The 15941-nt window shown below is 37.6% G+C and carries 9 protein-coding genes and 2 tRNA genes; 8 read left to right on the plus strand and 3 right to left on the minus strand.

The window, feature by feature from the left end; genetic code table 11:
* Positions 1–242: 242 nt before the first annotated feature.
* The gene (locus ACR1PO_RS20835) at positions 243–1466 is read right to left on the minus strand and encodes a 3'-5' exonuclease (RefSeq protein ID WP_433988043.1); all 1224 of its coding nucleotides are present in this window, start codon (positions 1464–1466) and stop codon (positions 243–245) included.
* A 146-nt stretch (positions 1467–1612) separates the two neighbouring features.
* A complete protein-coding gene (locus ACR1PO_RS20840) occupies positions 1613–3139 on the minus strand; it encodes a helicase HerA-like domain-containing protein (RefSeq protein ID WP_332388889.1) in 1527 nt (508 codons plus the stop codon).
* A gap of 1153 nt (positions 3140–4292) precedes the next feature.
* On the opposite strand from ACR1PO_RS20840, the gene ACR1PO_RS20845 reads away from it, so the two are divergent.
* Positions 4293–5702, plus strand: coding sequence for an MBL fold metallo-hydrolase (locus ACR1PO_RS20845; RefSeq protein ID WP_433988044.1), 1410 nt, complete (start codon positions 4293–4295; stop codon positions 5700–5702).
* Between the two features lie 18 nt (positions 5703–5720).
* Positions 5721–6020, plus strand: coding sequence for a thioredoxin family protein (locus tag ACR1PO_RS20850; RefSeq protein ID WP_002984022.1), 300 nt, complete (start codon positions 5721–5723; stop codon positions 6018–6020).
* A gap of 101 nt (positions 6021–6121) precedes the next feature.
* Here ACR1PO_RS20850 and ACR1PO_RS20855 read toward each other — a convergent pair whose 3' ends face one another.
* The gene (locus tag ACR1PO_RS20855) at positions 6122–6874 is read right to left on the minus strand and encodes a nitrilase-related carbon-nitrogen hydrolase (RefSeq protein ID WP_332388888.1); all 753 of its coding nucleotides are present in this window, start codon (positions 6872–6874) and stop codon (positions 6122–6124) included.
* Positions 6875–7096: 222 nt separating this feature from the next.
* On the opposite strand from ACR1PO_RS20855, the gene ACR1PO_RS20860 reads away from it, so the two are divergent.
* The 6 genes from ACR1PO_RS20860 (at position 7097) to ACR1PO_RS20885 (ending at position 15887) form a co-directional block, all read left to right on the plus strand.
* On the plus strand, positions 7097–7537 hold the full coding sequence (locus tag ACR1PO_RS20860) for a DUF6646 family protein (RefSeq protein WP_002984025.1): 441 nt from the start codon (positions 7097–7099) through the stop codon (positions 7535–7537).
* A gap of 106 nt (positions 7538–7643) precedes the next feature.
* Positions 7644–9134: an RIP metalloprotease RseP gene (gene rseP, locus ACR1PO_RS20865; RefSeq protein ID WP_433988045.1), complete on the plus strand. Its 1491-nt coding sequence runs from the start codon at positions 7644–7646 to the stop codon at positions 9132–9134.
* Between the two features lie 80 nt (positions 9135–9214).
* Positions 9215–9288, plus strand: a tRNA-Asn gene (locus tag ACR1PO_RS20870).
* A 282-nt stretch (positions 9289–9570) separates the two neighbouring features.
* Positions 9571–12759, plus strand: a complete 3189-nt coding sequence (locus tag ACR1PO_RS20875; RefSeq protein WP_433988046.1) for a S41 family peptidase — start codon at positions 9571–9573, stop codon at positions 12757–12759.
* Between the two features lie 249 nt (positions 12760–13008).
* Positions 13009–13082 (plus strand) — tRNA-Asn (locus tag ACR1PO_RS20880).
* Between the two features lie 273 nt (positions 13083–13355).
* A complete protein-coding gene (locus tag ACR1PO_RS20885; RefSeq protein ID WP_433988047.1) occupies positions 13356–15887 on the plus strand; it encodes a DUF5686 family protein in 2532 nt (843 codons plus the stop codon).
* Positions 15888–15941: the final 54 nt, after the last annotated feature.

Consider the following 15941-nt stretch of genomic DNA (forward strand, 5'->3'; position numbering starts at 1 on the left):
AAAAAGGCAGATTCTTCGGAAAAGAGCCTGCCACAATGATTATTTTTTATGCAAGACAACTCTTTTAAATATTCCAAACCTTAGAGAACTTTACAGCTCCCTTTTTTCCAGTTTTATTTTGTTTAAAATTTTGCATTGCTTCTATTTATTTTTCTGCAAAAATACTATTTATTTTTTTATTCTCAGAAAATGATTTGAGCTGCCATTCTTCTGAATAAAACGGTAAAGGGTTAATTTTTATATTATTTTGGCAGCGGTAAGGTTTCAAAATCGCCGCGAAGTAAAGCCAGCTGTAATTCATTATTCAGATCTGTGGAGGATAACTGGAGATCGATTTTCAGCTTCGCCAGCTTACTCAAAGTCTGAATCTGCGTAAACAGCTCATAAAAGCCGAAAGAAACTACTTTTCCGTTTTCTATAATTAAAAATAATTTTTCACCAAGCTTTCTTCCCGGTCCCAGCCAAAGCTCATTCCTTTTTCTGAATTCAATTTTCTGTCTCAATACGGAAAAATCATTAAACTCTTCCTGAGAGCCAATAAACTGAACAGCCTTTGTTCCCTGGGTAAACGATCTGAATTTTAAAACCGGTTTTTCAGTTTTATTGAGCTTATTTTTTTCAACAATATATTTATTGTTTCTGAAATAAAGCCCGAATGGTAATATTTCTTTCTTTCTGATATTCTTTGAATTCAGAATCAGTTTTGCAATAATATCTGTTCCGGTAAGCTCAAAATTGATCTGCTCAACATCTTTCTGAATCTGCTCCCATTTTTTTGATTTGGAGTTGAAAACCTTTTTTGAAAATTTGTTGATATCCTGAACATAATCCGAGAACATGATACGTCCTGCCTCATCCTGAAAGTATACAAAGCCTTTATCATTCGGAAGATCCTGAGTAAGCTCCTTGATTTTATTGATGTAGGTTTTGGCATTAGACTCTTCATGCTGCTTCTGAATAATTTCATTTTCAGTATCCTTGGAAATCAGTAATTTAAAGAGTTCCAAGGTGGCTCTTGCATCACCTTCTGCCCTGTGATGGTTGGTCAAAGGAATTCCCAGCGATTTTACCAGCTTTCCCAATGAATAGCTTACCTCATCCGGTATCAGTTTTTTTGCTAACGGAATTGTATCTAAAGTGTTGATTTTAAAATCATAACCAAGCCTCTTAAATGATTGGCGAAGCATTCTGTAATCAAAATCAATATTATGCCCTACCAATGTCGTATTTTGAGTTATTTCGATGACTCTTTTGGCAATTTCATGAAATTTCGGAGCCGTTTTGACCATTTTCGGGGTAATGCTGGTCAGTTTCTGCACAAAAGGAGTGATATCACCTTCAGGATTTACCAGCGATATAAACTGGTCGGTAATTTTCTGACCATCATATCTGTAAATGGCAATATCTATAATGCATTCATTTCTATAACCTGCACCATTACTTTCTATATCTATAATCGAATACATTGAATGTGTGTTAACTGCTGTTTGTCGTTCGTATTTAAACCCGATGTATTATTCCCCAATAAACCTGGTTTTAGTATTAATGTTATAAAGATAACCTGCTAAAATAACAAAAAATATATCAAAGCAAGGCAGGTTATCCTTCAAAATTATCTTCTCCTGCCTCCTAAACCAAACATTCCGAGGATAGCTTTTGCTCCTTCTCTCATTAATGTATTGGTAAAGGTACGGCCTGCTTTACTCTGTAATACCTGCTCAAACATTCCCGGCTCTTCTTTTACCGGTTTTGTTTTTTGTGTTGGTAATGGATTTTGCGCGGCCTGCTCCATTCTGTTCGTAAGCATTTCGTAAGCAGATTCTCTGTCAACAGCCTGCTCATACTTGGCAACAAGAGCTGACCGAGCTGTAAGTTCAGAGATTTCGGCTTCGCTCAGGACATCCATTCTTGACTCCGGAGAGATCAGGTAGGTATGAACCAATGGTGTAGGTATTCCTTTTTCATCCAAAGCCGTTACAAATGCCTCTCCAATTCCTAAATTCTGGATAAGGCTGGAAGCATCATAATATTGTGTTGTAGGGTAGTTCTCAACAGCTTTGGTGATTTCTTTTTTATCTTTTGCTGTAAAGCCTCTCAGCGCATGCTGTATTTTCAGTCCTAACTGAGAAAGCACATTTTCAGGTACATCTCCGGGAATCTGAGTAATAAAGTAGATCCCTACTCCTTTGGAACGGATCAGCTTTACCATCGTTTCAATTTGTGAAAGAAGAGCTTTTGAAGCTTCATCAAAAATCAGGTGCGCTTCATCAATGAATAACACCAGCTTTGGTTTTCCACTGTCTCCTTCTTCCGGGAAAGTCATATAAATCTCCGCAAAAAGCGAAAGCATAAATGTTGAAAAAAGCTGCGGCTTATTCTGAATATCTGATACTCTTAAAATATTGACAACTCCTTTTCCGTCTCTTGTTTCCAGCAAATCCTGAACATCGAAGCTTAGTTCTCCGAAGAACCCTGCCGCTCCCTGCTGTTCCAGAGCGACAATTGACCTTAAAATCGCTCCGAGAGAAGCCGGTGCGATAGATCCGTAATTGGCAGCAAGCTCTGCTTTTCCCTGTGCATTATCCGTTACATACTGCAATACTTTCTTCAAGTCATTAAGGTCAATCAAAGGAAGCCCTTTATCATCACAGTATTTAAAGACAATAGACATAATGCTTTGCTGAGTATCATTAAGCTCAAGGATTTTGCTTAATAAAACAGGACCGAATTCTGTAACGGTAGCTCTCAACTTTACGCCTTTCCCTCCTGAAATACTCATCAGCTCTACCGGAAATCCCTGCGGATTGTAAGGCAACTGGGTTTTAGCATACCTTTCTTCAATAACTGGATTCATTTGTCCCGCTTCTGCAATTCCGGAGAAGTCACCTTTAATATCAAGGACCAATGAGGGAATTCCTGCATGGGAAAGCTGTTCTGCAAATACCTGTAACGTCTTTGTCTTACCGGTTCCTGTTGCTCCGGCAATAAGACCATGGCGGTTAATTGTTTTCAAAGGGATTGTTACATTCACTTCAGGAACCACTTGTCCGTCAAGCATTCCTTTTCCTAATATAATGTGTTCTCCTTTCGGAGTGTATCTTGCGTTGAGTTCTTCAATAAATTGTGTTTTGTCTGCCATCTGATCGCTTTTTAACTTATAAATATAAAATTTTTACAGAATATTTAAAGATATTTTCCAATGAACTTATCTTTATTCCACGAAAGAATAAATTTTATACTGCATAAGCAAATTTTAAACCAGATACAGTATGAAGCTTTTTAACCTTTAATAATGCAGACGTTATGAGCTAAATCCACCGGGAATACAGGAATAGACCCGCTACACCCGACACTGACGCGTTGCCGGAACTCAGATCCAGCATCTAAGGATTTCTACTCCAAAGGGGAGCCCCTTACTTCTCCAGCCTTACCGTCACCGCTTTATGCCCACGCTGCCGGAATGACAGTGTATAATACAGCAACAGTAAATAGCTTGTCCCCAGGGCTATATCTGAGTGACAATTCCGGTGTGGATGCTACAACGCGCAACCAGTTTCAGGTAGGGATCTGCGATTCAAACGGATACAGGGGGGATGACGGCCGGTCTGTAGGATTTGTTATTGTCGGATAGTAAAGCAATCCCGGTTCAGACGGAGAGGTATTGGACTCCGGATTTTCATTCCCATGTGTTTCCTGAAATATAAGTGAACGGCGAAGTATTGGTCTGTGGGGCCATCATTTAATACCTTTTGGAAGAACGACCGGAACAAATAGAGATAGCAGCCAGCCCGAAATCAGCACCACAAAGAGTTTTATGGATTCTGCTGAAAATTTATCAGTCGGGAAATTTTAATATGTAGTTTTTGGGCTACATGTCATGTATTTAAAATGACAGTGAGTATTATCAATTTTTACAATATTTTTTTTTCTGTTATTATTGATTATTGAGATATTTGCGTACAAAGATGTTTAAACTTCTTTAAAGAAAGAGTTTCCAGAAAATCAGCAATTAATAGCAAAGAAAATCCACGTAATGGAATTTGGCTTTATTGTTTTGTTTCCCAGGAAAATAAAAGTTTAAACAAGTTTTATATTAACTGAATTCCAAACTTGTTAAACTAAGCAAACATGATAAAAAACAGCATTTGCAAATTGGCAGGTCGTAAGGCATTCTTTTTGCTGAAAAGCATGTGCATTTTAACAAGTATTGAAAGAAACTATCAATGGAATTTAACATTTCATTTAGAATTTATCTAATACTTCGTATCTTTAACTCATTAAAAAAAGACCCAATGAAAATTGAACAAATATATACGGGCTGTCTGGCTCAGGGTGCCTATTATATTGTATCAGAGAATGAAGCTGCCATTATTGATCCTTTAAGAGAAGTAAAACCTTACCTGGATCGTCTGGAAAAAGACAATGTCACTTTAAAATATATTTTTGAAACCCACTTTCATGCAGATTTTGTATCGGGACATCTTGATTTAAGTAAGAAAACCGGCGCTCCGATTGTATACGGACCTACAGCAGCTCCTGAATTTGAAGCCATTATTGCAGAAGATAATCAGGTTTTTGAAATTGGGAAAGTAAAAATAAAGGTTTTGCACACTCCGGGTCACACCATGGAAAGCAGCACTTACCTTTTAATAGATGAAAATGGTGTTGAAACGGCAATCTTTACAGGTGACACGCTGTTTTTAGGTGATGTCGGAAGACCTGATCTGGCGCAAAAGGCAACCAACCTTACCCAGGAAGATCTTGCGGGTATTCTGTATGACAGCCTTCAGAACAAAATCATGCCACTGGATGACAGTATTACGGTTTATCCGGCTCACGGGGCCGGTTCTGCCTGCGGAAAGAATATGCAGAAGGAAACGGTAGATATCTTAGGAAACCAAAAGAAGACCAACTACGCTCTTAATCAACCGGACAAAGCTTCTTTCATCAGAGAAGTTCTTGATGGCTTAACAGCACCCCCGAAATATTTCGGAATGAATGTCGCATTAAACAAAGGAGGTTATGAAAGCCTTGATGTTGTCATGAAGAAAGGACTGCACCCTGTTGCACCGGAAGATTTTGAAGCCGTAGCAGAAGAGACAGGAGCATTAATTTTAGATACAAGAGGAGCTGCAGACTTTCACAAAGGCTTCGTTCCCAATTCTATCAATATAGGACTGAAAGGAGACTTCGCTCCATGGGTAGGAACTCTTATTGTTGACGTAAAACACCCTCTATTACTGGTAACAGATGAAGGAACTGAAGAAGAAGTTATTACCAGACTAAGCAGAGTAGGATTTGATAATGTGGTAGGTTATCTGAAAGGAGGATTTGAAAGCTGGAAAAATGCAGGGAAGGAAACAGATGAGATCAGAAGAATTTCCCCGTCTGAATTTGCAGAACAGTTTACTGAAGATGCTACGGTAATTGATGTAAGAAAACTGACTGAATACTCAGCTGAACACATTGATAACGCATACAATAAGCCATTGGATACCATCAGTGACTGGGCGCGCACTATTGACGACTCTGAACATTTCTTCCTTCACTGTGCAGGCGGATACAGAAGTATGATTGCAGCAAGCATTCTTAACTCTCACGGAATCAGGAATTTTACTGAAATAGAAGGAGGTTTCAACGGGATCAAAAAAACGGAAAAATTCCCTACTTCGGATTTTGTATGCCAGTCTAAAACTTCTTAAGATCATAAAAACTAAACTATGTCACAAAAATTCCAGGAAATCATTGATTCTGAAAGACCCGTACTTATCGATTTTTTCGCCACATGGTGCCAGCCTTGTAAAGTGCAGTCTTCGGTACTCAATACAGTAAAAGAAAATATCGGTGAGGGTGCCAGAATCATAAAGGTGGATGTTGATCAATATCCTGCCTTAGCCGCTCAATATGGTGTACGTGGAGTACCTACACTGGCTATTTTCAAAAAAGGAGAATTATTATGGAAGGAAAGTGGTGTTCATGATGTGAATACACTCACAAAACTTTTACAAGAATATGCTTAAACTGTGATTTTTCACAGTTTTTGTTTTTTTAATTCCCACAGATCACCCGAATCTCTACAGCTGTGAATGTTATTAACACCTGCGAAATCTGTGGGAAAATCTTAAAATTCAATAGAAAAAGAATCCCGGTCATTCAGAAACTGGAAATGTGTTCTGAAATCTTTCAATTCATCCATATTTAATTCTGCGAACACAAGATTACCTTGCTTTTCGGAAATTTCTTTTCCGTCAGCAAAGAAGCAGTGGGAGCTTTCCTGATAAAACAGATTATTTCCATCTGTTCCGATTCTGTTTAAGCCAAATACAAAAGACAAATTTTCAATGGCTCTTGCTTTCAACAGATGTTCCCATGCTCCTACCCTTTTCTCAGGCCAGTTGGCAACATACAAAACAGCATCATAATCATCATTATTTCTTGCAAAAACAGGAAAACGCAGATCATAGCACACCTGAAGTAAAAACCGGATCCCCTGATATTCAACAATTACCCTTTCTTTTCCCGGTGTATACACTTTATCTTCTCCCGAAAAGGAAAACAAATGTCTTTTATCGTAAAAACACATTTCACCGTCAGGTCTTACAAAATACATTCTGTTATAAAACTTCCCGTTCTGTTCTACAGGAGCACTTCCACAGAATGCAGCATTTTTTTCTTTCGAGATCTTTTTCAGAAATTCAAATGATTCCTCATTTCTGTCTGACACTTCAGAAGCATCCATGCAAAAGCCCGTCGAAAACATTTCAGGCAGAAGAAACAGATCAGCTTCAATATGCTGAAGCCCGTTTTCTATGAGTTTAAAATTTTCAGTTTTATTTTTCCAGATGATATCTAAATTAAGCCCTGCAACTTTCATCTTTTATTCTTTTTAAGTTATTCCGAATCTGACGTATAAAAATACAGCTTTTATCATTACAAAAGAAGAATTAAACTGCTGAAAGAAGAGGTTCTTCCCTGAAAACAGGGCTATATTTCTTAATAATTTATTAAAGTCAGCCTTTTTTAGAATACTCACATTCTTTCGGTTTCATTTTTGATAGAGATATTTTTTATTAAAATCCTTAAAAATTTAAAATTTATGAAGAAATTGTTTTTTATGGTAATGATCTTCTTTTTTGGTGCAATGGCTAATGCCCAGGCATGGACAGGTAAAGGGGATCAGAAAATACAGCTGGGGCTGAGCGCCTGGGGATATGGAACCGGAATAACGGGAACTTATGACTACGGACTCAATCAACTTATTTCAGTAGGAGCCGGGATCAATGGCTACTTCGACAATTATAAAAACAACGATAAGGATAATCGCGTTTTTGTTTTCGGAAGACTGAACTTTCATTTGCAGGAAGCCTTGAATCTGCCTTCAAAATGGGATATTTACCCGGGAGTAGACCTTGGAGTTGTTGGAAAAGATTTCGGAGTAGGTGCTCACATCGGAGCCCGATACTTCTTCACGGATAAAATAGGAGTGTTTGCCGAGGTAGGTAATAACGGCAGCCTTGGGGTTTCTTTCAATTTATAAACAAATCGTCTTTAAATATGACAAAGCTTCCCGAAACGGGAAGCTTTTTTATTTGGCATAGTTTTGATAATTGTTACCTTTGCAAATTAAAATCTAAAATTTATTAATGGAAATAGCAATCAAACTTTTTCAGTTCATTCTGAGCATCTCTATACTTGTGCTTCTTCATGAGCTTGGGCATTTTTTACCGGCAATATGGTTCAAGACCAGAGCAGAGAAGTTTTTCCTGTTTTTTGATCCTTACTTCTCCATATTCTCCATGAAGAAAATCAACGGAAAATGGCAGTATAAGTTTTTATCAAAGAACCTGCCGGATTCTGAAGTAATAGAGGTCAACGGAAAGAAGGAAGAAGTTCCTATCGATATATCTAAACTTCCGGACAATGACTGGAGAAAACATCCAGAACAAACCAAATACGGTATCGGATGGCTTCCTTTCGGAGGATATGTAAAAATTGCGGGGATGGTGGATGAAAGCATGGATACTGCCCAAATGAAAAAACCGGCAGAGCCATGGGAATTCAGATCAAAACCAGCATGGCAGAGGCTTATTATTATGTTGGGTGGAGTTACCGTTAACTTTTTCCTTGCATGGTTAATCTATAGCTGTCTTTCATTCTTCAACGGTGAAACGTACACAGATATTACAAAATTCAGCAACGGTATTGAAGCTACTGCCGCAGGAAAGAAAATGGGCTTCCAGAATGGTGACAAAATCATCAGCGTAGATGGAAAGCCGGCAGAAAGACTTGAAAACACATCAATCAACATTCTTTTGGGAGATCATGTTACTGTACTGAGAAATGGCCAGGAAGTTACATTCCCGGTAAATGCTGATGGTGTAGCTGATGTTCTTAAACAAAGAGAGGCAAAACTGTACATCACACCAAGAGTTTCTATGGTTATTGATTCATTGGCGACTCCTTCTTCTCAGGCTTCAGGATTAGCAAAAGGAGATAAAATCGTAGGAATCAATGGTAAAAAGGCCGTATTCTTTGATGAAGTAAGCACTCTTCTGAATGAAAATAAAGGAAAAACAGTTTCTGTTGACGTTGAAAGAAACGGAGCTTTACAGACATTACCGGCAGTTTCTGTTGACAAAAACGGAAAATTAGGTATCGCCATTGATACAAAAAGTATTGCAAAATCTATCGTAACCAATAAAAAATATTCTTTCGGAGAGGCTATTCCAAGAGGATTTACGAGAACTATTGAGGCATTAACTACTCAGGTTAAGCAGTTCAAGATTATGTTTAACTCTAAAGTTCAGGGGTATAAGAATGTCGGAGGCCCTATTGCGATTGTAAAGAATATGCCTGTAGATAAAGACGCTGACGGAAGCTTTAAAATCAACTGGGTAGCTTTCTGGAGCTTTACTGCAATGTTCTCCGTATGGCTGGCATTTCTGAACCTGATTCCTATCCCGGGGCTTGATGGCGGACACGTTTTATTTACGTTATACGAAATTATTGTAGGCAAACCGGTTCCTCAGAAAGTTTTGGAAAACGCACAGATGATTGGGGTTATCTTCCTGTTAGGATTGATGTTACTAATCTTTGGAAGCGACATCTTCAAGGTATTTACAGGGAAATTATAATTTTTTTAAAATTTTTCTAAAAAATATTTGTAGGGTATAAATATTCGTCCTATATTTGCACCACTTAAAACAAAGGACATTCCTCCTTAGCTCAGTTGGTTAGAGCATCTGACTGTTAATCAGAGGGTCGCTGGTTCGAGCCCAGCAGGAGGAGCAGAAAGACTTACAGAAATGTAAGTCTTTTTTTGTTTTTATATCCTTACTTTAATTTAAAAAAGACAGATATTTGTAATTTATCTCAACCCTTATGAATTATTTATCTGTTTTACTGAATATTATTCTCCTTCTCAGGTATTTTACATGTAACGATTCCTTTAATAATCCGACTATTCTTTTAAGAAGTATATGGGTTTGAAAAATCTGCGTCCCATCAATACTTTACAACCAAAAGCATAAAAAATCAATATTATACTATTGCATCATATCAAGTTATACCATGAAGAAAACTATTATTTCGTTACTCACAGCATTTTCTATGATCGGGATTTCGGCACAGGAAAAATCCTATTTCTTATCAAGTCCTTCGTTGAGCCCTGATGGCAGGACGGCTTATTTTTCTTACGACGGCGACATCTGGAAAGTCGATTCCAACGGTGGAAGTGCCTCAAGGATTACCGCTCTGGACGGCGAAGAAATTAACCCCCGCCTTTCTCCGGATGGAAAATGGCTTGCATTCAGTTCCAATCAGTACGGAAATTATGACCTTTATATAATGCCTTCAGAAGGAGGAACGATCAAGCAGCTGACGTTCCATACCGGAAAAGACGAAATGGAAAGCTGGTCCTGGGATAGCAAAACAATTTACTTTACTTCAAGCAGAAATAATAATTTCGGAAGTTTTAAAACCACAATTGAAGGAAAAACTCCACAAAAGCTTTTCAGCAATTATTTTAACAATACGAATGGCCTGGCAGAAACTCCGGCAGGAGAATATCTTTTCACAAGTTCATCTGAAAGCGCATATCAGGTACAGCGTAAGCGCTATAAAGGAGAAAACAATCCCGATATTTTAGGATACAATCCAAAAAATAATACGTTTAAGCAGTACACCAACTATGAAGGAAAGGATTTTAATCCAAGTGTAGATAAAAACGGTATTATTTATTTTATTTCTGATGAAAATAACGGAGAATACAATCTTTATAAAATTGAGAATGGTAAAAAAACGGCTTTGACCCAATTTGACACTTCTATTAAAAAACCTTTTGTATCCGCAGACGGCTCTAAAGTTATTTTTGAAAAAGACTATCAGCTTTATACTTACGATGTAGCTTCAAAAAACACAAGGCTTCTTAACGTTAATCTGAATACCAATAAAACACTGGAGAAAGAACAAAACTTCAATGTGGAAAATAATATTTCCTATTATGATGTATCCCCGGATGGTAAGAAAATGGCATTTATAAGCCGGGGTATTTTATTTGTTTCTGATGTAGAAGGAAAATTTGCACAGCAGGTTACCGATGGAAAAGAACGTGCTATGGAAGTAAAATGGCTGAAAGATAACCGCACTTTGCTTTATAATCAGACTTATAACGGATATCAGAACTGGTTCACTGTTTCTGCAGATGGAAAAGGCCGGCCCAAACAGCTCACTCAGGATTTAAGAAACAACCGAAGCATTACGCTTAACAACGATCTTTCAAAGGCGGTTTACTTAAGCGGCCGTGATGAAGTAAGATTACTGGACTTGAAAAGCTTTAACTCAACAACCATTGTAAAAGATGAGATCTGGGCATTCCAAAACTCAAGACCCTCTTTTTCTCCCAATAATGAATATGTCTTGTTTTCAGCGAAACGAAATTTTGAGCTTGACATCTTCATCTATAACATCAAAAAAGAGCAGACTCTCAACCTTACCAATACCGGTGTTTCAGAAGAAGATCCTGTTTGGTCGCCTAATGGCAGGTACATTTATTTCGCCAGTGACAGAACCAATCCGTCCTATCCTTTAGGAATGCAGAAGTCTAATATTTACAGGATGGCTTTGGATTGGTTTGACGAACCTTTTAAATCTGAAAAATTCGACAGCCTTTTCACTGAAGAAGAAAAGGAAACAAAAACTGATACAGCCAAAGATACCAAAGGCAAAAAGAGTAAAAAAGAGGAAGACAAGAACAAGGAGAAAAAGGAAGAGAAAGAAAAAGAGCCGGTAATAAAAGAATTGAAAGTCAATCCTGAAGATACACTGGACAGAATTGAACTGGTTACCGACCGTTATGGATATCAGGACGACCCTGCGGTTTTTGCAGACGATAAAAAGGAGATCCTTTTATTTAACTCTAACCAGGATAACGGAAAAAGACAGCTTTTCAAAAAGGTATTTACTGATTTTGAACCCGCCAAATCTGAAAAAGTTTTTGATAAAGCGGCTTATTATCTGACTAAAAATGATAAAAATCTATTTGCCCTGATTGAAGGAAATATTTATAAAACAACTGTATCAGCTTTAAAACCTGAAAAAATAAACATCCAATATAGTTTTGATAAGGATTTAGCATCCGAATTTACCCAGATGTATGCTGAAGCATGGACGGGTGTTGAGGAAAACTTCTATGATGAAAAATTTCATGGAATTGACTGGAAAGCAAAAAAAGAACAGTATGCAAAATATCTTCCGTACGTACACAACAGAAATGATCTGCGAATTTTACTCAATGATCTTTTAGGTGAACTTAATTCTTCCCATACAGGATTTTCTTCATCCGGAAAAGAAGAAGCAATGTTCCTGAACTATTTTACCAACGAAACGGGGATTATCTTCAAAAAAGACCAGCCTTATGTAGTAGAAAGTATCCTAAGGAAATCTCCCGCCTTCCGCACCGGTGTTGATATTAAACCAGGAGACCAGCTGATTGCAGTGAACGGAAGAAAGGTTGATCCTGATGAAAACCGCGAAACTTATTTTACCACTCCTAAAAAGCAGGAGGAGATCGTTCTTACATTCAGCCGTGGTGGTAAAAATATAACAGCCAAAGTACATCCTATTTCAAATATTGAATTAAAATCATTGCTTTACGATGATTGGATCTACAATAACCATCAGCGTGTAGACAAGCTCAGCAATAACCGCATTGCTTATTCATGCATGAAAAATATGTCTACTGATGAGCTGGACCGTTTCCTTCTGGATATGGTAGAGCAGGAAAACAGAAAAGACGCTGTTATTCTTGATTTACGTTATAATACGGGCGGAAATGTTCATGATAAAGTACTGAATTTTCTTTCTCAAAGGCCTTATCTGCAATGGAAATACCGTGAAGGAAAAGTAACAACACAGCCTAATTTTGCCCCTTCAGGAAAACCTATTGTTCTCCTGATTAATGAAGCCTCATTAAGCGATGCTGAGATGACAGCAGCCGGATTCAAGGCGCTTAAGCTGGGTAAAATTATTGGCCAGGATACCTATCGCTGGATTATTTTTACATCAGCAAAAGGTCTGGTAGACGGCTCTTCTTACAGGCTGCCTGCATGGGGAACTTATACTCTGGACGGACAAAACCTTGAAAAAACCGGTGTAAAACCTGATATTTATGTAAAAAACACTTTTATGGACCGTCTTCAGGACAATGATCCTCAATTGGAAAGAGCTGTTCAGGAAATCCTTAAAGATTTAAAGAAATAACATATTGTTTTAATATCCGGCCCTGAAATAACGTTACTTAATCATTTATGTCAGGGCCGGATTAAAATAGGATATATTAGCACAACCAGCATAGCTTATTTCCTCTATCTGCCGGGACTGACTGAAAAAAGATAAAATATTTCTTATTGAAATTCAATACATTTAGTTAAAAATCTTTAAGAATAAAGGATAAAACTTGCTTGGTACCAATATTCATATTATATTTGCACCACTTAAAACAAAGGACATTCCTCCTTAGCTCAGTTGGTTAGAGCATCTGACTGTTAATCAGAGGGTCGCTGGTTCGAGCCCAGCAGGAGGAGCAGAAAGACTTACAGCAATGTAGGTCTTTTTTTATTTTTCTAATTCCTTAAAAGTATCGGAACCGACTTATAAAGACAGTTGCATTATCTATTTATTAATCCTCTGATTATTATCCTTTAAGCGTTAAATTTCCTATTATTTTTTCAATAGTACTTATATTATTTTCGTTACTTTTGTCGTTTTATAGGGTAGAATAAAAATATTTTATTTTTTTACCTTTTTTATAAATAAACTGCATGCTTTTTGTTTATGCTAATTGCCTGAAGAAACCAATGATGTTAAACAATAACTCCAAAAAACACTATCTTTTATTTTTTTTCCTGATTATCTCCGGTTCCGTATGCGCTCAAAACAAGGCCAGCGGCAAGGTGGTTGACGAAAAGAACAATAAAGAACTGAATAAAGTTGATATTTTCATCAACAATAATACTACCCCTTCCCTGACGACAACTTCAGGCAGTTTCACCGTTCAGTCAGACAGCATTATTCATCAGTTAAGATTTTCCAGAAAAAACTATGTTACGGAAACCCTTGATATTACTCCCGAAAATGCTGAAAATATTTTCGTACAGCTTTCACAGGCCAAAGTAAGTGATATCCAGGAGATTGTCCTCCAAAGCGGCAAACCAAAATACAAGAATAAAAAAGAAAACCCGGCTTATGCCATTATGCAGAAAGTCTGGGCGCAAAAAAGAAATAACGGATTAGAAAAATTCGATACCTATTCCTACAAAGAATATGAAAAAACGCAGTTTGACCTGAATAATCTGGACAGTGCGTTCATGAAGAAAAAGATTTTCAATAAACTGGATTTCATTTTCAGTTATGCGGATTCTACTGCGAGTGGAAGACTTGGTCTCCCTATCTTCCTGAACGAAGCCGTTTATGAAAATTATGGTAAAAACAAGCCGGATAAGGATAGCAAAAGAACTTTGGTTGCTCAAAAGACTTCGGGTTTCCAGGACAATCAGGTAATTACCGTTTCAGCTAAAAACCTGTATCGTGATATTAATATTTACGATAATACCCTGAATTATTTTGACATTGGATTCCAGAGCCCTGTAGGAACAGATGGTTTCAGTACCTACGATTACAGCCTTATGGATACCATTACGATCCGTGGGGAAAAAGCATTCCAGATAAGATACCAACCCAAAAGGAAAGATATCCTTGCATTCCAGGGAAATCTTTATATTGATACAGATACTTATGCTGTATTAGGAGCAACATTGAAGTCAACACAGAAAATCAATGTCAACTTTGTCAACAGTGTCTATACTCAGGTAGAATATGACAATCCTGATGATGCTACTTTTCTTCCTAAAAAACTGGTTACTGAATTTGAAATGAGTCCTTTTTCAAAAAAGAAAGGAGCCAAAAGCATCATCGCCAAAAGATCTGTAGATTATTCCGATTATCAGTTTAATCAACCTCTAGATCCAAAGGTTTTCAAACGTACTGAAGAAGAGTATGAAGACCAATTTACCAATAAAGATGAAGCCTATTGGACCAAAGTCCGACCTGACACTTTATCCAAGGCAGAGCAGGGCGTTTACAACATGCTTGACCAGCTTCAGCAGACTCCGAAATTCAACCGGATGGTAAAACTGTTTGAAACCCTGGGTTCGCGTTATTATAATGCCTTCAAAGGAATAGATATTGGTCCCATATTTTCAATTTACGGAAGAAATGAAGTAGAAGGAGACAGAATACGATTGGGAGCAAGAACCTATTTCGGATTGAATGATACGTGGAGAGCCCAGTTTTATACAGCCTATGGATTCAAAGACCAGCAGTTTAAATATGGCGTTGAAGCAAGGTATATGTTCAATAAGCTGAACCGTTTTATGATTGGGGCAGGAACCAGCAGGGATATTGTTCAGCTCGGAGGACAGCTCACATCCGGTGATGGTGTTACGCCACAATCTTCATCTACCAGTACCTTTTTTGCAAGAGGAGAAAATATTTCTTTAAGCTCTGTTAATAAAACAAGTGTTTTTGCAGCTATTGAACCGTGGAAAAACTTTCAGATAAGAATAGATGGAGTGATGCAGAGTATTAAATCTGCAATTCCTGAAAAATTCAATCTGATGTATTATAAAGACGGCCAGCTAAGAAAGACTGTTAACGATTCACATGTTACCATCAGTTTAATCGCAAAACCCGGCGCTAAGTTTTCCCAAACCGGGATTGATCGTTACCAGGCCAGAAACCTGGCACCAACTATTGTTTTAAGATATACCAGAGGTATTGAAGGTTTATTCAATGCTGATTTTAATTATGACAAGCTTCAGTTTATGCTTTATAAACCGTTTTTGATTGGAAGCATGGGAAAACTGGTTGTCAATTTCGAAGCAGGAAAGAATTTCAGCACTGTTCCTTTGGCATTACAGAATATTATCCCTGCCAATCTTTCCTATGGTTTGGCACCCAATACATTCTCACAGCTTAATTATTATGAGTTTGTTACAGATGCTTATACCACCCTTCAATTAGAACACCATTTTAACGGTAAGATCCTTTCTTACATTCCTTTGATTAAAAAACTGAAGCTTAGAGAAGTCGCATTTATCAGAGGTGCATACGGAACTTTAAGTGATGCATCCAAGGCTATCAATGTGGAAGGGTTTAAATATTCTGCACCTAGCGAACATATTTATTATGAATACGGATTCGGGATTGAAAATATAGGAATCGGAAATCTCAGAATTTTCAGAGTGGATTTTAACTGGAGAGGAAATTATCTTGACAAACCGGATATCTCAAAATTCGGTGTTAAAGCAGGATTCCAGGTAGGATTCTAAATAATATAAAAACAGTTTCGGGGGGGGGGGAGAGGAGGGAAAAAAGGCGGGCTG

Origin of the sequence: Chryseobacterium amylolyticum (assembly GCF_051011775.1) — a bacterium.
GTDB lineage: Bacteria > Bacteroidota > Bacteroidia > Flavobacteriales > Weeksellaceae > Chryseobacterium.